A 19,123-nucleotide genomic window follows, 5' to 3' on the forward strand; every position below is an offset into this window, starting at 1 on the left:
AACTGAAAACCCGAACAACGTTACGATGAATGATCCGGGTTAGACCGTTGAACACGCAGTCCGAGTGATTGTTTATGCGTCTTCGTTGAGCTTCGTGACCGCCTGCGTGCCGGCGACGTCTGGGTCCGCGGAAGTCGGCAATATCGTGCTGTAAATGATCAGCTTTTGCCAAAGAAGGTGTTCGAGGTCATGGCGGCAACTGGTCCTCTTCCAGTGGCCATCCCTCAATCTGCTGCCGAGTTCATTGAACAGCGGAAGGCGTTGCTGCGTAGGAGAATACAAGAGGTTGCGGCCAAAGCTGACCAAGGTGCACTGGCCGACGTCCGCGTCAGCAATTCTGGCTTCAAAATAACGCCGTTGAACGCCGCAACGCCGGAAGCAGCCGAGAGCCTTGGCGCCCGAATATATGGTCTGCTTCCCCGCGTGAAAATCACGGAGCTTTTGGAAGAGGTCAATCAATGGACACGGTTTGCAGACGCCTTCACCCACCTGCGCAGCGGCGTGCTGCCCGACCAACGCGTTCTCCTTTCTGCCATCCTCGCCGACGCCACCAACCTCGGGTTCACCCGCATGGCTGAAGCTTGCAGTGCCGTCACGTATACGCTATCGAGCCAGCAAGGTAGATTGTGAGAGTTGTGAGTTGAAGTCACGGTGCTGCCCGAACGCGCCGGCGCGGAAAGTACCGCGATCAATCTATGAAGGCGCGCGTGACATGGCCAGAGACATTGCAGAAACAGACGCCTATGTGACTTCCAGGCGCGAGCGGAAGAAGGTCGAGATGCTGTTTGCTCATCTCAAGCGCATCCTCAAACTCCACCGCCTGCGGCTACGCGGTCCGAATGGGGCCCGAGACGAATTCCTACTGGCCGCAGCGGCGCAAAATCTTCGGAAATTGGCCAAGGTTCTGCCAATACAGACCCCGCGACACGCCTAAGAGCAGATCGCGACGATTGAACTGTCGGCGGGGCAACCGCCACGACAATAGCAAGACCGACTTTTTCAACAATATCCGCGCGCAGCAGTCTACGCCGATTGCGCCGGAGGGGGAGGCGGCCTGTCCATTTCTTTCGCTTACAATTCACCCCACCTTACAGCCATTGTAAGTAACGCAGGTGCAGCGCGCGTGATAGCTCTGAGGGACTGTTTCAGGAGCCCCTCACGTGTCTCGCCGTCTCGCCCTCAGCGCCCTGCTGGCCATACTTACTCCGATGTCCGCTTATGCCGACACGGCGTTCAACGACGCTGTCCTCAGGTACGAAATAAATATGAAAAATGTCGAGGTTCAGGTGACGGGAGCGGCCACACAGGCACAATTGGGGCAGCATGCCGCCGCCTGCTCGGCCTTGAAAGAGGCGATAAAGTCCTATGACTATGCGTTGGGCAGTCTCGACATGGCGGAGAACGCTCCTGCGGACCCGGCTGACAAACCGCGCCCGACCAAAGACCAGTTCGAGCGCGCGCGCCAGGACATCCGCGACAAGAAGGCAATGTTCGCCCCTATCGTTGAAGAGAGCTGCAATCGCGCTAAATTGAAATAAGGTTGTCCAGATGGGCTATCAGCGCCGCGTTGTGGGGAGGCTTGGGATAGTCCCACGTCTCCTTTGCCCGCCCCCATTCAGTGCTATGTGCCTTCTGGCCTGAGGGTAGGTTTTTGACCGGGCAACGGGCGCTTCCCGGAGGATATCAAATAAGCTTATAGGCGCTTTTCAGGCACCGTTTGGTGAGCGTTATAGCCCCTTTCCGGGTCGTTTTCGCGTCGTCGAAGAAGCCATAGACGATCGTCATCGTCTGGGACGCAATTTGGTATGAAGCCCGATAAGACATGACATTATAGTCATTACTTTCAACCTCCCTGGCCGCGATATCACCAACAACGATCTCCTTAGCCGACACGCGTATGATCGGTGTGGGTTCGCCAAACTGCTCGGGTTTGCAATGGCGCGGGTGGCAAGAGGTCATTGCTTTAAGGTCCACTGCTAGCTCGACGGTCTCGTCGACAATTCCCTGGTAATCCTCCGTCTTCAGAAGCGTACCAAAGCTGTTAGTGCCTTCCAGGCGACTGCTCTGAGGCTGACAGGTCAGGTTAAAGGCGGTCGCGGTTTGCGCCTGGACGGGATTCGACAGCGCAAAAATGACAAGTCCGGTTCCGCAGGCAAGTTTAATTTTCTCATGGACATACGGCATGGCGACCCTTTCAATTTGAGACCTATGCTCAAGGCGAAAAATAGGATCAGCAGAGGTCTTCTTTCTTCACTTCGGTCAGAACGAGCTCAAGCGTCTTGCGGAATTTTTCCGCGGTGGCGACCACCTCTTGGGGAGCCTTCTCCGGTTTGGCATTTTCCAGATAGCCAATCGCCGATTTGAAATCACCGCAGGCCTTGCGCAGGTTGCGTTTACTGTAAAAACCGTCAACGCCACGGCAAAATGAGCGATGGCTTTCCGCCGCCCAAATGGGTACAACGCCCCCGATCTTGAACAGCTCGCCACTTATGCCCTGACATGCCGCTTTTTGGCGATCGAACAGACCATCACTGGAAAGGCCTTCCCCGGTCGTGGCTTCAATAAACTTGTGTGTTCGCGCCACCCAAATACTGGCGCCGTCGTCCGTAAAAGGGATGGCCATGGCCGATTGAGCGTTGAAGGCGGCGACCAAGATGGAGCCCACGATTGCTGTGGACCTACAAAAAGATTTCATGGTTGGATATATCCCTGTTACCAAAGGGTTGGATCAGTTTTTGCCCGTGGGCGTTCCGCGGATCGTCTGAAGTGTCAGCACTACGGCTGCCATGGCGAGCTTTTGTTCAAGATCGCATTCCTCGGCGCCGACTTCACTTTCATTGACTGGCATATCAAGATAGTCGGCCCAGCAGGTTGAGCGCATCTCCTGCGGGCAGCCGGCTTCGAACGACTTTTCGCGTTCTGAGACAAAGCGTTCGGCCATGGCCGCATCGGTGAGTTGGCTAAGCACGCTGAGGGTCAGAGATTTGGCCTCCGTATAAGGCTTTTCCCCGGTCAGGCCACGGCAGTAATAGGCGCTTTCCATCAGGTTTTTCAGATCGTGGGGAAGCTTTTTGACTGCCTCTCTTTGCGCATCGGTGGCAGCGCCCCATGACGGAGGCGCTGCGTACAAAGACAGGCCGATGCTTAGGCCAAGGATGACTGATAAGCGCATCATGAGATGTGGGCTTTCCGATGGCTGATTGTTTAGGGGCAAGGATATGCGGCGCTGAGTATGCGTTTTTGGTAGGCGTTTAGCGTCTCATCATCGATGGGCTTATTGTCCTTAATCGTCGCCTTGAGGCGCATGAGATGCGTATGGGGCTGTGAGAGCAGGCCGATCAGGCCGGGCGCGCATTTGCCAGACGTATCGCCGGTTTTGCGCAGCGCCACGAAGGAGTCGAGATAGCAAAGCTTGAGCTGGTCCGGATTATCGGATTTTGCATTTTTGCATTGCTTGTAAAAATCCTGAGCAGATAGGTCGGCCTGGCCTGAACCCTCTTGTGCAAGGGCGGGGGGCGCCAAAGGGGCCAGGGTTAAACAAAACGTGGATAGGACTATGGGTAAGGACTTCATCGGTTTTCCAGTACTTAGGGTCAGACGGCGCAGTGCTCGCGTTCCACCATTTCAATGGCGGCGGTGAAAGAAATGTAGGTGTAGATGTAGGCATTCTCTTCAGACCGGACATTGACCTTGTCGAAGGTTTGGGCGGACTTTCGGATGACCTTGCAGGCCTTGGCCTTGTCTGTGCCTGAGTTCAGCGTATCGATGCCGTTGCACAGATCGGTCTGGCCACCCACGGCCCACTTCGGCATTTGCCTGCTGTAGGTGTCCACCCCTGAGCGCATTTGCCCGCAGGCGCGCGCCATAGCGTTAAGACCCATGGGACGGGCTTCGGTAAAGGCTATGATCCCCGAAGTGAACTGGGCCTTAGCGTCGGCGGAAAAACCGTTTCCCGCATAGGCGGGCGCTGTGGCGAGCCCCAGGGCGCAAAGGGCCCCGGCTAATACACTAAAGCGTTTCGCAAAATGTCGTGAAGGCGATTGTGCCATTTTTCCCTCATCAATCCCTGACGTGGCGTCAGTGAGAAAAGGGTGGCAAGACGGCTTGCGACTGTCACCTTACATACCCTGTAAGGATTAACCTTGCGACATCCTTACAGGGTTTGTCATTTTCCACGGGTCGATCTTACCCATAAGCTCCGGGGTATCGTTCACCGGGGTTTTAGAGATGCGCTTCTCCTCCGCCATTGCCTCTGCATGCGGTCTTTTCGCCGGTGCCTTAGTGCTTGGGTTTGCGACATCGGGCGAGGTGAAGGGACAGACGACTCCGAGCCCTGTCGCTGAAGATAGGCCCTTAGATTGCGCGGCGGCGCTTGCGGGGGTTGCACTGGCTTTCAAGCTAAATGAGCCCGATAAGTTGCCGCCAGTCATGGCCGATCTTGAAACGTGGATCGGGAAGCTCGGCAAATCGCGTCAGGGCGAGATCGTTCCACACTTCAAAAAGATGGATGCGCAGTATGGCTCGCGTTGGTCGATAGACACGGCCATTTCGTGCCGTAATGAACTGCATAACGCCACCCCTGCCCAATGCCTCCAGGTCGTTAAGGAACGACAGGACCAGGCCATTTGGTATTTTAAGGCCGCCGCTGAACAGGCCAAACTGGGGCGCGCCATTGGCGGGCACATAGGTTACGCCGAGCAGGACATTAAGCTTGGCTGTAAACATATCGATTATGCCCGGGCGTGGCTGCGCGAGAAAAACTGCGATGCTCGCAGTATCGAGGTTATGGAGGAAACATGGCGCAACTACGTGCTGGATGTCCCCGGAGAGAAGGGTAGTGCACGCCTTGCCTGCATCGGAAACGGAAACTAAAGGCGCACTTGCCAATACCCGCGTTATTGCGCCAAGGTGCGCGGAGGGACAAAAAGGCGCGGGGAGTTGGATACCATGTTTAAACGGATGGTCGGGCCTTGGATTTTAACGGCCACCTTGATAGCCGTTCACGGCGCGAGCGCCGCTGCCAAGCCTCCTAGACAGCCAGCATCAATGGCTCAGGCCCCAAAGTCACAAACCCTAAGGCAGGCCGCGCATCAGAACGACCTTCATAAGCGCATTCAGGCCGCCTACGATGCTCCCCCGCCCAGTGACGCCAAAGAAGAGCTTGCGGCACTTGAACCCCTTATGCGGGAGGCGAGGGCGGCAAAAGGGATCGACCCCAATGACTTCGCCAACCTTTCGCTAATCTACGCGCTCGCTCTCTATCACAATGAGCGCGTGAAAGACGCCTCCGACACCATCGCGGAAGCCCTTATTGTCTATGAGCGGGCAGGATTTGGGGATACAGCGCAGCTTTCTGATCTATTGAAAAACCAGGCAGTATACCTCAATGCGTCCGGACGCCCTGACGAAGCCATTGAAATGCAAAAACGCGCCCTTGAGGTCATTTCGCGGCGCGGAGGGGCCGACGGTCAGCAGGCCGGCGCCATACTGGCCTCCATGGCTTTTGCTTACACGAAGATCGGCCGTTTGCAGGAGGCGCTAAAGACCTATGAGCGCGCTATGGCCCGCATGACGGCGGAGAACGGCATGGCTGGCTCTTACAGCGGTCATCTTGGCAACTTCGCCGGACAGCTAAGCTATGTAGGCGATTATGATCGTGCTGTCGAAATGAGCCAGAAGTCTCTCGAGGTCGCCTTAAAAAACCTACCTGAGAATAATCGGGCCGTGCGTTGGGCCTATTCAAAACTTGGCGATCAGCTCAGTGATCTGGGCCGCAACACCGAGGCGGAGATCTACTCGCGCAAGGCTTTGGAGCTGGCCGTCGCCCACACCGGCAAAGTATCTTCGGAAAGCGGCGCATTTGGCTATAACCTTTCGCGCGTGCTTCATCGCATGGGCCGAACCGAAGAAGCTGAAGCGCTGGCGCTCAATGCCCTTGAGGTGGTGAAACAAAAGCCCCCGGTCAACACACCTGACACAATTGGCATCGTGTGGATGGAGCTCGGCGATCTGGCTTTCGAACGGGGTGATCTGGGGCAGGCTGAGGCGCGGTTTCGTCAGGGGCTCGCCGCGATTGAACCCTTGGGCAATCGCGGCGTGGTTACACGCTGCGCCATTCATACGCGCTTATCGAGCCTGTTGCTGGTTCAGGGGCGACGGGATGCAGCGCTTGAGACCGTGAGGGAGGCTCTGCCTTATTATCGGAAAGAGTATCCCCTCTACGCCAAGGCGCGCCTCGATGCTGAAATGCTCGAAGCCTTGATCCTTTCGCGTCAGGGGCAGGCCAATGAGGCCTTTAAGCTTGCTCGTTCCCTGGAAGAAGCGATGCGCGTGCGGCTCCTGAGCGCGCAGTTGACTGTGCGGGAACGGGCCGAACTGGCCGAGGTCTATCGCAACAATTTTGCCCGTTTTGCCGATATTGCGCTGAGTGCCGGACAGTTAGACGTCGCCTTTGATGCGGTGCAATTGGCAGGGTTTTCCGAGAATGCGGTGAACGCCCATATGATGGCCCGCCGGGTCAGCTTACCGAACCCGAGAACACAGGCGCTGTTTGCTGACCTTGAGGCTACGCAGGCCCTGATCTTCCGACTGGAGCGCGAGCGCGCCTTTGCGCTAGGTAAATCTGACGAAGTGGTCGCAGAGGCCCAGGCGCAGCTCGAGCATGCCCGGCAAAGGCTTGTGTCGCTGAGTTCGGCTTTGGACTCTGAAGTCCCTGATTTTAAGGATCTGATGCAGCCAAGCCCAATGCCGCTTGAGATCGCCAGAGCCCGTCTGGGATCTAAAGAGGCGCTGCTTATACCGGTGTCAGTCGACGATCAGTTTATCGCGATGGTGCTTACGCCGAAGGGCCTTGTCTATGACGTTTCACCGATTACCCGCTCTACAGTCAGGGCCTATGTAGAAAATCTTCGCCTGAGCCTAAAGTCTGGCGAAACCGGCGGCGCTTTTGATCAGGTTAGCGCCCTCGGCCTCGGGCAGGCCATTTTCACTGAGCGCAATATGCGGGCTCTCAAAGGGATCGAGGACGTGGCCATACTGGGCGCGGGACCCATTATGCGCGTACCATTTGCGCTTCTGTTGACGAGATCTGGTGGCGCGACCCCGGCCTATGCCATCAAACGTTTTGGCTTTTCTGTTAAGCCGGCCCTACTGATGAGGCCTGCGCCGGAAGCTATGTCGTCTGGATTTGCCGGCATAGGCGCGCCGATCCTTGGTCCCGAAGCCCCGACCTTTGAGCTCCCCGCGTCGCAGGCTCTGTTCAGGGGGGGCAAAGTCGATGCCGATCTCATACGCCTCTTGCCGGGTCTTCCGTTGGCCCGCTCCGAGCTTGAACGGTTGCGGAACGCGCTAAATGAGCCAGATAGTCTTTTGATTCTTGGTGACCAGGCAAATGAGACCAGAGTAAAGGCGACGGCACTTGATCGATTTGGCATCGTCGCCTTTGCGACCCACGGATTGATGGGCGGCGATCTAAAGTCGTTGAGCGAGCCAGCGCTCGTTCTTACACCTCCTGACAGGGCAACGGCCGAGGATGATGGCCTTTTGACCGCTTCGGAGGTCGCCGGCCTTAAACTGAATGCGCAATGGGTCATACTTTCGGCTTGTAATTCCGGGGCCGAACGCGAAGCCGGGGCGGGGGTCTATTCAGGTCTAGCCCAGGGTTTTATTCAGGCTGGAGGGCGCAATCTTCTGGTCTCGCTCTGGCCCGTGCGTGATGATGTCGCCGAGCACTTAAGCGTCGAGACGGTTAGGTTCCATAAGCGGGGGCTGTCGAAGCCGCAGGCATTGCGGCGCGCCATGCTGAATCTGATCAGAAACCCGCGCGTCGATAATGCCAGCCAACCCGTTATCTGGGCGCCTTTCTCATTGATTTCTCAATGATCCTGTCAGGATTTGTAAATTGCCCACCGGTTCCTTTTTTGTTTTAGATTTCTCTTTGTGAATAGCTTGACGAGTACATTCATGCCACCTTCGTCCATATTGTTGATCGAAGATGAACCAGAAGGGGCGGCGATCGTCGGTGAAGCCCTGACCCGGGAGGGCTATGAAGTGGTCTGGCGCGCGACGGCGTCGGCTGGCCTCAGCGAGGCCGGACTAGGCCAGCATCACCTGATCATCCTCGACCGGATGCTCGGCAATACCGACGGCTTGCATGTTCTCACAACGCTTCGCGAGGCAGGCGTAACTACACCTGTCCTGATGCTGTCGGCCTTGGCGCGCAGTGAAAACCGTATCGACGGGCTTGACAGCGGCGCGGACGACTACCTTGGCAAACCTTTTGAACCTAAGGAGCTTCTTGCGCGGGTCCGCGCCCTGATCCGCCGCTCGCAGAACCGTATGCATAGTGCCATACTCATTTACGGCGACCTGGAACTACATGTTAAGTCCCGCACGGCGCATCGCGCTGGGCGACATCTGGCCTTAAGTCCTAAAGAGTTCGAAATTCTCAAGCTCCTGATGGAGCACGCGGGGGATGTGGTCACGCGCGACATGTTGTTGCAGAAGGTGTGGAAGCTCAATTTCGACCCGCAGACCAATGTCATCGACGTCAATATGAGCCGTCTTAGAAATCGCCTTGAAGACGGCTTTGAATACCCCTTGCTTGAGACGGTACGCGGCGTAGGATTTCGCTTGATCTGTCCGGTCAGTGAGGCAGGCCTTTGAACCGCCTGCACATCTATCACTCACTGGCGCTGAGGGTAGCGCTAAAGGTCGCTGCGGCGACCGCGGTCGTGGGCGTCTTGTTGTTCGGCGCTATTTATCAAGGGCTTGCTCATCAGGGACGAAGCGCGCTTTTGGGAGCGATCGACACGGATATAGCCGGTTTGGTCGACGTCTACGCTGGTCAGGGACGAGAAGGACTTATTCTGCGCTTAAAAGAACGGCTAGATGTTGCACCCGCTATATCTGAAACACCCTATTACCGCCTGACAGATTCCAGGCAGCGGGTTCTGGTCGCAAACCTTCCGGCCCTGCCAGCGATCAATCCAGGCACCTCCCCGACCTTCAGTATGCGTCTTACTGACCCGCCGGTGGCGGTGAAGTTGCGCGTGACACGGCTTCGGGACGGTCTGATCCTTGCCGTTGGCCGATCGGAGGAAAAGCTTGAGGCGTCACTGACGCAGCTTCAGCTCATGTTTGGCGGGGCCTTGTTTGTTATGGTGTCGGCGGCGTTCGTAATCGGCGGCTATGCAAGCCTGAGCCTTCGACGTCGGATCTCCGCCATAAACACCTTGTTTGAAAATCTGATCGGCCCGTCTCCAGTGGCTGTAAACGGCTTATTGAACGGCGATGAAGTCAGCTATCTGGAAAGCAATATTCGCGATGCTGCCGCCCGCATTGAGCGTCTGCTAAACGCTCAGCGCGACATTAGCGACCATGTCGCACATGAGATGCGTACGCCCCTGATGCTTTTGGAAAACAGGTTGAGGACGGCGATGGAAAAGGTGGGCAATCCAGAGGTTCTGGTCTCGCTTCAGGCGGCTACCGACCAGACGCATTCTCTACTGCAACTTCTTGATGCGCTGCTGGATATCGCCTCTGCGGAGGCCCAGAGGGGCGATCTTAAGGGGCTTGGCGATATCAGTTTGTCAGAGGTCAGCCGCTCCATATGTGAGCTTTATGCAGCCAGCGCCGAAGAGGCGGGGCTTAAACTCATTTGCGAGATCGAAGACAATGTCACCATGCGTGCAGACGCTATGCAAATCTCACGGCTTCTGGTGAACCTTCTCGATAATGCCTTCAAGTATGGAGCGTCCGGAGAATTCATACGCCTTAAAGTCTCCTGTGGACCCGTGATTGAGATTGAGGACGATGGTCCGGGTGTGGCAAAGGCTGATAGGACCAGAGTATTTGAACGCTATGGTCGAGGGGGGGCCGATCATAGCCGTCGCGGGCACGGTCTGGGGTTGGCGTTGACGCGTGCCATCGCTGCCCGTTATGGACTTGGTGTTAGGCTTGAGGATGGAGCCTCTGGCGGTGCTCGCTTCATCGTCGCGCCCGAAGCCACCACCTCAAATGCGACCGGGCAGACGTCATGAAATCCATTTTGCTTGCAGGCTTACTTATGACCGTGGGAACACAAACGCCATCGGACCAGTTGGCAACGGCGTTACGGGCCGGGTTTGAGGCTGAAGACAGAGACGATGGCAAGGCTCTGATGCAGGCGGCGACTACCCTAAGGCAAATCGGCGCACGCCCCGTTGAGGGCGAACCCGATCTGGCGGACCTGTGGGCTGAACGTGCCAGATTGTTGGGAACGAAAGAGACAAGACTGCCGCTTTGGCGTGGGCGGGTCTTAGGCCCGGCTTATCGCTATGGAGAGTTAGCGGCCAATGCGCGCTTTACCACGCGACAAAGTTTTATCGCTGGGCAGAAGGCGAATGTCGTCGTCGAACCACGGGGCGGAGTAAAGCTTGAACTCGCTGTAAACGACGATGCGGGCGCACCGGTTTGTCAGGTCAGCGCCTCGTCTAAAACCTTAGGCTGTCAGTGGGTCCCGACCTTTACGGGCACTAACGTCATCGATATTGTCAATACTGAAGCCCGCCCCGTAAGGTTTTATCTGATCTTGAACTAAGTGGTCCCCGCGATAATTTTGAGGAGAGATTTAAGCAGGGCCAGGGTGTCATTGTTTTTCTTAAGACAGGCGATCTGCCCCTCGTCCTCACTTTGGGTCGGCATATTCATGTAGGTCCGCCAGCACGTTTCCTTGTCTTTACATTCGGAGGCAAAGGTTGCGTCCTGAGAGGCGATGAAATTGTTGCTCAGTTTTTCGTCCGCCCCCATGGCGCTGAACAAGACGACGGTCATCTCCTTAGCCTTGTCATAGGTTTCCGGCCCGATAACACCCTGACACTTATAGGAGGTCTCCAGAAGATTGCGCGTTGACAGAAACAACAGTTCAGCAGCCTGTTCATCCGATGTTGTCAATGCGGGTTCGGCGGCGCAAACCGCTGGAGACACTGCCATCAAACCAGCCACCAGGAGGCATGATAAGGAAGATCGGTATAGGTGCATGGAGATGTCCTTGGCTTACAGGCTACGAAGGCGTGGCTGTCGGAATCTCTGCCTGGTGACGGCATACGGAAAGAAAAAGTGCAACTGAAAACGGTGCCCATAGATCAGGCCTAGATTCCGACTTCTCAATTTTGTGGAATAATTGCGCGCAAGTCCCGTTACAAACACCGTTAGGGATGTGGATGTACATGCCGTCTGCCCCCCCCACCACGTTTGCGGGAGGCCTGTGATTTAAAAAAATCGAGACGGCCTCTTAAACCTTGAGTGCGAATGCCACCCTTGGCGAGCCGTGACGCTCAGGTCTCGATCGGTCACGGTTGCTCCGTGATTTAAGCCGAAGTTCGTCGGACATCAAAATCACCTTCCGCTTTTGGGGAAGGAATTAGAAACCGCCGCTTTCGCAGTTCCATTTCCGGTTAGGGCGCTGGAGAAAAGGGAGATCAAAAGGTGGTTGCAATCAGTAGGCCCCCGTTGGCCGTCTTAAAAACACCCACCTGTGGCCACTTCAAAAACACCCACCCGAAGCAGCAGACACGTGCAGGTTAAAGTGTGTTTTCAGGCATGCCAAGCCCCATCTGTTTGGTGGGGACGGCTCGCTGAGCGCGCTATTCAAGGGCGCTGTAGCGAGGCGAGCCGCTACTCCGTCGGGGTTGTGATTGAGCGCTCAGCGGCTTCCTTTAGACGCCAGCTTTTACCATCGAAGTTCAGGAGGCGTCCGTGGTGAAGCAGACGGTCCAGAAGGGGTGTCACGACAACGACGTCGCCGATCAGTTGGGACCAGTCGGTGAAGGGACGATTGGACGTGATCAGGGTCGATGCCTTTTCGTACCGTCCCATGAGAAGGTCGGCGAGCTCGTCACCGGCGCCAGCGGGTAGCCGGCGCAGGAAGAGATCATCGATGATCAGCAGGTCGAGGGTTTTGATCTGGGCGCGATATTTTCGGATATTGCCGAGCTCTCTGGCCTCAACGATATCCTCGATGAGCTGGTGGGCTTCTCTGTAGAGGACCTTGTATCCACGCTGCACGGCCATCAGAGCGACGGCCTTGGCGACGAAGCTTTTGCCGGTGCCGGGCGGCCCGATCAGCAGGGCGTCTTCCCTGGCGTCGATAAATTTGAGGGCGCATAGATCGAGGATGTCCCGCCTGGGCAGCTTTGGATTATAGGTCCAGTCGAAGTCTTTGAGGTCCTTGCGCTCCTGAAGGCCCGACAGGGCAAAGTGGTCGTTGCCGCCATAGTTCTTTGGAACACGGTCTACCTCGGGCGCGCGGTGGAAGCGCTGCGCGCCGGCGGCGAGCACGTCGACAAGGACCTCCTCGCTCATATTGCTCCATTGGGCTGGCAACACATCAACCTGACCGGTGACTATCTCTGGGGCGAAATCCGCAACAATCCTCAAAATTGGAAGCCGTTGCGCCAGAAAATCGATCTTCTCGCTGCCGCGTGAACCGCAAAACAGGAAACGTTCTTGTTATGTCCGCTTAGCGAGGTTTTTGACTCCCGGTTACGGCGTGGCCCCAACAAGGCCATATACGACATCACCGTCAAGGCCAATGACCCCTCAAAGAACATGATCAAGGGGTATGAACTGAACTGGCAGCAGTCCCTCGACGCTCTGCTGCCTGTCAACGGGTTCGGTGTGATCGCCAACTACACGCACGTGACTCAGGACAAGTCCGCCAAGTTCCAGTTGCGTAACCTCTCCGAAAACACCGCCAATCTGACGGGTTACTGGGAAAACTCGGTCTTCAGCGCCCGGATCTCGGCCAACTACCGCTCAGAATACCTCCAGAACTCTGCGGACAGCTTCTTTGCGCGTGAAACTCACATTGTGAAGGATCGCACGCAGATAGATGTGGTGCTGGGCTATACGATCAACCCCCAACTGAGCCTGTCATTCGGGGCTCAGAACATCACGGGCGAGACGGAAGAAGCCTATTATCTGAAGGAAAACATCTGGCAAATGACCGCCGTCACCGGCCCCAGCTATTACCTGTCGTTCCAGTACAAACTGTAAATCAAGTACCGACTGACCGGCCAGGGCCTTTGGTTATCCTCCCCCTGGTCCTTGCCGGTTAGAGCGTAAAAAACGCGACCAAACAAAAAACTTAGAGTCCTTCGGCGGCTCAACTAAGCCGACGAAGGACTCTAGACGCCGGGGCTGTGAAACAGAGCGCGTATCCGCTTTCACAGCCCCGGCGTCTGTCTTTTTGCATCTGCGGAAATTCTGTGTGGAGGCTCTAGCCCTGAATGGCCGGCAGGGACTCGCTTAAGGTCAGGGCCGTTTTCAGATTCTCGTAGTGGTGCCACATCGAATAGAAGGCCCCGTCTCCGTCGCCGCGATGCAGGAAGTCGAGCGTGCGCTGATGGTCGGCAAACACAACGCTGCGGAAGCGGTCACCGTACAGGAGAACGCTGAGATTGCGCAGGGCCGGACTTTGCTGACGTCGCTGCCAGGCCTGTTCCGACATGAAGACAAATTCGTAATTGTACGTGGCCTGCGCGATCTGACGATGGAACTGGTGGTTGCGCGGCTCGTATTCCTCGTCCGCACTGGTATTGACCAACATCTGCAAGGCCTTTTCCATAGCCGCCGTGTCGTCTTCGCTGTGGCGCGTCGCCGTGATGCGCGCGATCTGACAATCCAGCCATTGATGCGCGTCAATCAGATGCTGGGGGTTAAGCTGCGCCACCGCCAGTTCGTTCGTCGCAAAACCATCGGACGCCTCGACATTGACGCCCTGCGCATAGGCCTGCGGCATAATGTAGATGCCAGAGCCCTGACGCGATTGCACTGCGCCCTTGACTTCGAGCATGACCAGCGCATCGCGGATGACCGCGCGCCCTACCCCATAGATTTCCGCCAGATCACGTTCAGTCGGCAGTTTGCCGCTACTACGGAATTCCCCGGAACGAATGCGTTCCAGCAGCGACTTGCCGATCACCTGATAGGCGCGAAGGTCTTTCTCGCTCCACGTCTCTTCGCTGCCCGCCGGCTCTGCGTCGGTACCTTCACGGCTGTGTCGGGATGCCATTCTGGGGTTCATCAGGGCTCTCAGATTCTTGCGGTCTGCCGCGGTGAGGGTGTTGCGCCCGCCATTTAGACCATACACTTTTTATTGGCCAACCAATATCTAATTTTGGGGTTAAGGCCCCAAAGACAGCGAAAAAAGCTTTACAGGTTTAATGACTCAGCCATGCCTGCCCATCGGGATTGACCGGCCAATACCGTCAGGACGGCAGGCTCAGCGCGGTGGTTTCGGACTTGTACAAGGTCTTCAGGTTCTCGAAATGGTGCCACATGGCGTAATAGGCGCGGTCGCTATCACCTTTTCTGACCGCCTCCAGCGTCCGTTTGTGGTCGCCAGCGCACAGATTACGCAGGGCCACGAAAGGGGGGGCGTCGTTCGCCAGATGCGCCACCGATGCCTGAGCCCGGCGTTCCCACATCTGTTGCGACAGCCACAGCAGTTCTGTATTGCGCGACGCCTGCGCCAGCGCGCTGTGCCATTGCCCGTTGAGACGATGCAACTCCGGCGCAGAGGCCGTCAGACGCAGGCGCTCAATCAGGTCCTCCAGCCACAGGCCGTCGGCACCCGCCAGCGCCGCCTGCTTGGCAATATGGCTTTCCAGGCATTGCTGGGCGTGCAGGATGTCGAGCCATTTCGGCGCCGGAGCTTCGCTTAAAGGGTGGTCGGCAAACTCCTCCTTGCGCTCAGGCCAGCCCTCGGCATAGGCGGTTTTGGTGATGTAGATGCCCGACCCCTGACGCGACTGCACCAGACCCTTGACTTCCAGCATGACCAGCGCGTCGCGGATGACCGCGCGGCCGACGCTATAGACCTCGGCCAGTTCGCGCTCAGTCGGCAGCTTGCCCGTGGCGTGGAACTCACCGGAGCGGATACGTTGCAGCAGGGATTGCCCGATAACCTGATACGCCCGCAGGTCGCGCTGGGTGCGTAGCTCCTCCGAGGCCATCTCTTCGTTTGACATCACGTTCCGCCGCACGGCTGTTGAACGTCTTGGATAGCCCGCACTTGACCGCCGGGTCAATGCGCCCGCGCGCATTTGATCGGACCCGCCGACGCTGGGCCTGGCGCGACAGGTCGAAAAGGGCGAGCGGTTTTCGACAAAAATATCGCGACAAAACAAAAATTCAGAGCGCATAGGTCCGTCCGGCCTGCAATTCGACCGCCCTGCCCCAGTTCAGAGCCGCCTTGCCGTCGCTGAGCGCTTTGAGACCGTCCTGTCCCGGCGGCGGCAGAATCCGGTAACGGGCCTTGCGCGAGGCCTTCACCACACAATGGGTCAACTGACCGTTCGCCCATTCCAGATCGACGATCAGGCCGCCGCGTGCCCGCAGGCCACGCACACGCCCGTTCGCCCATGACTTCGGCAGGGCGGGCAGCAGGCGCAATATGCCATTGTGGCTTTGCACCAGCATTTCGGCGATGGCGGCCGTCGCCCCCAGATTGCCGTCGATCTGGAAAATCGGCTCCGGCGTGTAGGGGTGGGTGTCGAAGAAGTTGGCCCCGGTGGACTGACGGAACAGCTTGCGCAGCATGGCCAGCGCCTCATCCCCCTCGCCCAGACGCGCCCGGAACATGGTCAGCCACGCGGCGCTCCAGCCGGTGTGGCCACCGCCGTGACGCAGGCGCTCGCTCAGGGTGCGCCGGGCCGCATCAGCCAGATCAGGCGTGTCGTGAGCGTCGATCTCAATGCCGGGATAGAGGCCGAACAGGTGCGAGATATGGCGGTGGCCGGGTTCGGCCTCTTTCAGCGGCTCGCTCCATTCCTGTACGCGCCCGTCCGGCCCGATCTTCAGCCGGTCCAGTCGCGCCAGCGCCGCCGCACAGGCCTGGCGCAGGTCAGGCTCAACAGACAGCGCCTCCGTGGCTTTTTGCGTCAGAGTCAGGACGGTAAAGGCCATGGATTGCGACATGGCGCAGCCCATATCGACATAGCCCACTTCACCGTTGTCCATCACATAGCTGTTTTCCGGCGAGCTGGCGGGGCCAGAAACAAGCTTGCCGGTGCGCGGGTCTTCGACAAGGTAGTCGAGCGTAAATTCGGCACAGGCCTTAAACACGGGCAAGGCGCGCGTCTTCAGGAAGTCGAGGTCGCCCGTATAAAGATAATGCTCCCAGTAATGCAGGGTCAGCCAGGCCAGCCCCTCCGGCCACAACCCCCACTGCACCTTGCCATCCAGCGCGGTGTGTCCCCACGGATTGGTCGTATAGTGGGCCACGGCCCCGCGGCAGCCATAGGCGATCTGCGCCGTCTGCCGCGCATGGGGCATCAGGCGGTCCACATAGTCGAACAGGCTCTCGTGCAGTTCGGACAGGCCGCACACCTCGGCCGGCCAGTAGTTCATCTGGATATTGATGTTGATGTGGTAGTCGGCGCTCCAGGGCGGCGCGAAACCATCGGCCCACAGGCCCTGAAGATTGGGCGGCACGGAGCCCGGACGGTTCGAGCTGATCAGCAGGTAACGCCCGAAATTGAAATAGGTCTCGATCAGCGCCTTTTCGGCCACGTCTGACGCCGCCGCCAGACGCTCGGACGCCAGACGCGGCACACCCGCCGGGGCCAGCGTCAGCTCCACCCGTTCAAACAGGGCGCGGTGATCGCGTTCCCGATCACGGGCGAGAGCCTGCCACGACCGGGCGGCGAGTTTGGCCTGTGCGGCCTGCGCCACCTTTTGCGGTTCGGGAGCCAACAGGTCGGTGGCCCCGGTCAGGGTGAGGACAACCGCCCGCGCGCCGGTCACGCGGAAACCGTGGCCATCGGGTGTGACGCTGCCGCCTTCGCTGCGGCAGGCCAGGTAGGCGCAGTAGTGCACACCGAAGGGCTGCGGCTGACCCGACATTTTCAGCACCTGACCCTGCCAGTCAAAGGCCACATCGCGGTCGCGTTTCAGCGTCGCCGTCAGGGACAGGCCTTCCGGAGCGCTGGTTTCGATCCGCACGGCCAGACACTGATCCGGGGCTGAGGCCAGAACGGTCCGGCTATAGGTCGCCTTACCGATGCGGTAGCGTACCGTCACCTGACCTGTGGCCATATCCAGTTCGCGGCTATAGTCGCTGACGGCCTCGTCGTGGCCCATCTCCAGCCGCAGATCGCCCAGCATCTGATAGGACCCGTAATCGACGTCGTTCATCGGGGCCATCATCTGGTCCTGCGCCAGACGGTTGGCCTCGGCGCGCTTACCGGCAAACAACAGTTCGCGCACCTTGGGGAGAGCGGCGCGCGTGGTCTTGGGGTTGTCTTCGACCGTGCGGCCAGACCACAGTTCGATATGGTTCAGTTGCAGCCGTTCGCTCTTTACGCCGCCATAGACCATCGCCCCCAAGCGTCCGTTACCGACCGGCAAGGCCTCCATCCAGCGCGCCGCGGGCGCATTGAAGCTCAGCACCCTTGTGGAGGCGTTCGCGCCCTGTGCGCGGGCCTGCGCCGCCAGCAGAGGCAAGGTGCTGAGGGCCAGAAGTCCACCGAGGGTTTCGCGGCGTGTCGATCGGGTCATGGGGGTCCTTAGGCTGAAACAGTGGCCGCGCAGAAATGGCGGATATAGTCCTCATGCGGCGGCATCCGGTCGCGGCAGGCGGCGATCACTTCGCGCGTCTGGCGCAGCCAGGTTTCCGAACGCTCTTCAGGGATGCTGAGCACCAGCGGATCAGGCGCGGCCGGGCGCAGGCCCTGCCCCCACATCACCGCCAGCCAGTTGCCGGTGCGAAACTGCTCGCCGCGCTCCTGCGGGATGCGTCCACGGCTGCGGAACAGGTTGAGCCGGTGCGTCAGGGCGTCCGGCACCGTCATGTCGCGGCAATAGCGCCAGAAGTCGCTGTCACAACGTGACCCTACGTAATAGTGCAGGATGAGGAAGTCGCGGACCTCCTCATATTCGCGCGTCAGATCGGCATTGTAGGTGTCGATATCGGCCTGATGGAAGTCACGATCGGGGAACAGATACTGCAACCGCGCAATGCCGTTCTGGATCAGCATGATCGAGGTCGATTCGAGCGGCTCCAGAAAACCCGACGACAGGCCGATGGCAACGCAGTTCTTTTCCCAGAACTTTTGCCGGCGACCCGTCTGGAAACGGATGGCGCGCGGCTCGGCCAGAGGCTCCCCGTCAAGATTGGCCAGCAGGTTCTGGCGCGCCGTCTCTTCGTCCATGAACTGGCTGCAAAAAACGCTGCCATTGCCGACACGGTGCTGCAACGGGATGCGCCAGCGCCAGCCGGCACTGTGGGCGGTCGAGCGCGTATAGGGCACGGGCGGCTCGGTCGAGCGGCTGGGCACGGCCAGCGCGCGGTCGCACGGCAGCCAGTGCGACCAGTCTTCAAAGCCGACGCCCAGCGCTTCGCCCAGCAACAGCGAGCGGAAACCGGTGCAGTCGATAAACAGGTCGCCCTCAATCAGGCGCTCGCCGTTCAGACGTAAACCGCTGATGAACCCGCGCTCATCCAGATCGACGTGTTCGATGCGACCTTCGACGCGGCGCACCCCCTCGGCCTCGGACATCTGGCGCAGGAAGGCGGCGTAGTGGCTGGCGTCGAAATGATAGGCATAGCTGATTTCAGCCAGCGGCGAATTGGCCCCGGCGGGCGGCATGAACTTGCCAGCCCTGGCCGCCAGCGCCTGAAGATTATAGGCGTCGAGCGAGGCGTCGTGATCGCTCAGGGCGTGGCGCAGCCAGACCGAGTGAAAGGGCAACGCGCCAAATTCACGCCCGAAAGGCCCGAACGGATGGACATAGCGATTATTGATGGCCCCCCAATCGACAAACTCGATCCCCAGCTTGTAGGTGCCATAGGTCGCCTTCAGAAAGGCGTGCTCGTCGATACCCAAAACCTGATTGAAGACGCGGATATAGGGGGTCGTCGCCTCGCCCACGCCGATGGTCGAAATCTCTTCGCTTTCAACCAGCGTAATGGTTTCGACGTCATCCTTGAGCAGTCGGGCAAACCAGGCTGCGGTCATCCACCCCGCTGTGCCACCGCCCGCAATGACCACGTGTCTTATTTTCTGGGACATGTCCCCATCCGGATATCTGGAAAAAAAGATGCCTGACAAATCACTTGTCAGGCATCGAGGCCCGTATC

The 19,123-nt window shown here is 58.4% G+C and carries 19 protein-coding genes and 2 pseudogenes; 10 read left to right on the forward strand and 11 right to left on the reverse strand.

The window, feature by feature from the left end; all coding sequences use genetic code 11:
• The first annotated feature begins 189 nt into the window (after positions 1 to 189).
• The 3 genes and pseudogenes from ACK8OE_RS15845 (at position 190) to ACK8OE_RS15855 (ending at position 1,538) form a co-directional block, all read left to right on the forward strand.
• The gene (locus ACK8OE_RS15845; RefSeq protein WP_410273400.1) at positions 190 to 630 is read left to right on the forward strand and encodes a Tn3 family transposase; all 441 of its coding nucleotides are present in this window, start codon (positions 190 to 192) and stop codon (positions 628 to 630) included.
• A pseudogene (locus ACK8OE_RS15850) lies at positions 599 to 934 on the forward strand (transposase); the annotation flags it as partial. The gene ACK8OE_RS15845 and the pseudogene ACK8OE_RS15850, both read left to right, overlap by 32 nt.
• Positions 935 to 1,160: 226 nt before the next feature.
• Complete coding sequence (locus ACK8OE_RS15855; protein ID WP_410273340.1) at positions 1,161 to 1,538, forward strand: hypothetical protein; 378 nt, start codon at positions 1,161 to 1,163, stop codon at positions 1,536 to 1,538.
• A gap of 145 nt (positions 1,539 to 1,683) precedes the next feature.
• Here ACK8OE_RS15855 and ACK8OE_RS15860 read toward each other — a convergent pair whose 3' ends face one another.
• From ACK8OE_RS15860 to ACK8OE_RS15880, 5 genes are all read right to left on the reverse strand, one after another.
• Positions 1,684 to 2,184 carry a hypothetical protein gene (locus ACK8OE_RS15860; protein WP_410273341.1) on the reverse strand — a complete coding sequence of 167 codons (501 nt, stop codon included), beginning with the start codon at positions 2,182 to 2,184 and terminating at the stop codon, positions 1,684 to 1,686.
• Positions 2,185 to 2,230: 46 nt separating this feature from the next.
• Positions 2,231 to 2,653, reverse strand: coding sequence for a hypothetical protein (locus ACK8OE_RS15865; protein ID WP_410273342.1), 423 nt, complete (start codon positions 2,651 to 2,653; stop codon positions 2,231 to 2,233).
• Positions 2,654 to 2,728: 75 nt separating this feature from the next.
• Complete coding sequence (locus ACK8OE_RS15870; protein WP_410273343.1) at positions 2,729 to 3,175, reverse strand: hypothetical protein; 447 nt, start codon at positions 3,173 to 3,175, stop codon at positions 2,729 to 2,731.
• 29 nt (positions 3,176 to 3,204) lie between these two features.
• Positions 3,205 to 3,573, reverse strand: a complete 369-nt coding sequence (locus ACK8OE_RS15875; protein WP_410273344.1) for a hypothetical protein — start codon at positions 3,571 to 3,573, stop codon at positions 3,205 to 3,207.
• 20 nt (positions 3,574 to 3,593) lie between these two features.
• Positions 3,594 to 4,049 (reverse strand): hypothetical protein, encoded by a 456-nt coding sequence (locus tag ACK8OE_RS15880; RefSeq protein ID WP_410273345.1) that lies wholly within the window; start codon positions 4,047 to 4,049, stop codon positions 3,594 to 3,596.
• Between the two features lie 178 nt (positions 4,050 to 4,227).
• On the opposite strand from ACK8OE_RS15880, the gene ACK8OE_RS15885 reads away from it, so the two are divergent.
• From ACK8OE_RS15885 to ACK8OE_RS15905, 5 genes are all read left to right on the forward strand, one after another.
• On the forward strand, positions 4,228 to 4,872 hold the full coding sequence (locus ACK8OE_RS15885) for a hypothetical protein (protein ID WP_410273346.1): 645 nt from the start codon (positions 4,228 to 4,230) through the stop codon (positions 4,870 to 4,872).
• A 75-nt stretch (positions 4,873 to 4,947) separates the two neighbouring features.
• Entirely contained in the window at positions 4,948 to 7,881 is a 2,934-nt protein-coding gene (locus ACK8OE_RS15890) for a CHAT domain-containing protein (RefSeq protein WP_410273347.1), read from the forward strand.
• Between the two features lie 81 nt (positions 7,882 to 7,962).
• Positions 7,963 to 8,664 (forward strand): response regulator transcription factor, encoded by a 702-nt coding sequence (locus tag ACK8OE_RS15895; RefSeq protein ID WP_410273348.1) that lies wholly within the window; start codon positions 7,963 to 7,965, stop codon positions 8,662 to 8,664.
• Complete coding sequence (locus ACK8OE_RS15900; RefSeq protein ID WP_410273349.1) at positions 8,661 to 10,040, forward strand: sensor histidine kinase; 1,380 nt, start codon at positions 8,661 to 8,663, stop codon at positions 10,038 to 10,040. Before ACK8OE_RS15895 ends, ACK8OE_RS15900 begins: the two co-directional genes overlap by 4 nt.
• Complete coding sequence (locus ACK8OE_RS15905; RefSeq protein ID WP_410273350.1) at positions 10,037 to 10,579, forward strand: hypothetical protein; 543 nt, start codon at positions 10,037 to 10,039, stop codon at positions 10,577 to 10,579. The genes ACK8OE_RS15900 and ACK8OE_RS15905 overlap by 4 nt, the downstream gene beginning before the upstream one ends.
• Here ACK8OE_RS15905 and ACK8OE_RS15910 read toward each other — a convergent pair.
• Positions 10,576 to 11,019, reverse strand: a complete 444-nt coding sequence (locus ACK8OE_RS15910) for a hypothetical protein (protein WP_410273351.1) — start codon at positions 11,017 to 11,019, stop codon at positions 10,576 to 10,578. The two genes, ACK8OE_RS15905 and ACK8OE_RS15910, sit on opposite strands and share 4 nt — an antisense overlap.
• 636 nt (positions 11,020 to 11,655) lie before the next feature.
• The gene (locus ACK8OE_RS15915) at positions 11,656 to 12,342 is read right to left on the reverse strand and encodes an ATP-binding protein (RefSeq protein WP_410273352.1); all 687 of its coding nucleotides are present in this window, start codon (positions 12,340 to 12,342) and stop codon (positions 11,656 to 11,658) included.
• On the opposite strand from ACK8OE_RS15915, the pseudogene ACK8OE_RS15920 reads away from it, so the two are divergent.
• Positions 12,238 to 12,465, forward strand: a pseudogene (locus tag ACK8OE_RS15920) (Tn3 family transposase); the annotation flags it as partial. The gene ACK8OE_RS15915 and the pseudogene ACK8OE_RS15920 sit on opposite strands and share 105 nt — an antisense overlap.
• Before the next feature lie 21 nt (positions 12,466 to 12,486).
• Entirely contained in the window at positions 12,487 to 13,035 is a 549-nt protein-coding gene (locus tag ACK8OE_RS15925; protein ID WP_410273353.1) for a TonB-dependent receptor domain-containing protein, read from the forward strand.
• Between the two features lie 223 nt (positions 13,036 to 13,258).
• Here the strand turns inward: ACK8OE_RS15925 and ACK8OE_RS15930 are convergent, their stop codons facing one another.
• The 4 genes from ACK8OE_RS15930 to ACK8OE_RS15945 all read right to left on the reverse strand — a co-directional run bounded on the left by ACK8OE_RS15930 (position 13,259) and on the right by ACK8OE_RS15945 (position 19,055).
• Positions 13,259 to 14,053 carry a FadR/GntR family transcriptional regulator gene (locus tag ACK8OE_RS15930; RefSeq protein WP_410273354.1) on the reverse strand — a complete coding sequence of 265 codons (795 nt, stop codon included), beginning with the start codon at positions 14,051 to 14,053 and terminating at the stop codon, positions 13,259 to 13,261.
• Positions 14,054 to 14,249: 196 nt separating this feature from the next.
• Positions 14,250 to 15,011, reverse strand: coding sequence for a FadR/GntR family transcriptional regulator (locus ACK8OE_RS15935; RefSeq protein ID WP_410273355.1), 762 nt, complete (start codon positions 15,009 to 15,011; stop codon positions 14,250 to 14,252).
• A 163-nt stretch (positions 15,012 to 15,174) separates the two neighbouring features.
• Positions 15,175 to 17,541: a glycosyl hydrolase family 95 catalytic domain-containing protein gene (locus ACK8OE_RS15940; RefSeq protein ID WP_410273356.1), complete on the reverse strand. Its 2,367-nt coding sequence runs from the start codon at positions 17,539 to 17,541 to the stop codon at positions 15,175 to 15,177.
• Positions 17,542 to 17,549: 8 nt separating this feature from the next.
• Positions 17,550 to 19,055, reverse strand: a complete 1,506-nt coding sequence (locus ACK8OE_RS15945) for a tryptophan halogenase family protein (protein WP_410273357.1) — start codon at positions 19,053 to 19,055, stop codon at positions 17,550 to 17,552.
• Positions 19,056 to 19,123: the final 68 nt, after the last annotated feature.

It is taken from the genome of Asticcacaulis sp. W401b, assembly GCF_046503825.1.
GTDB lineage: Bacteria > Pseudomonadota > Alphaproteobacteria > Caulobacterales > Caulobacteraceae > Asticcacaulis.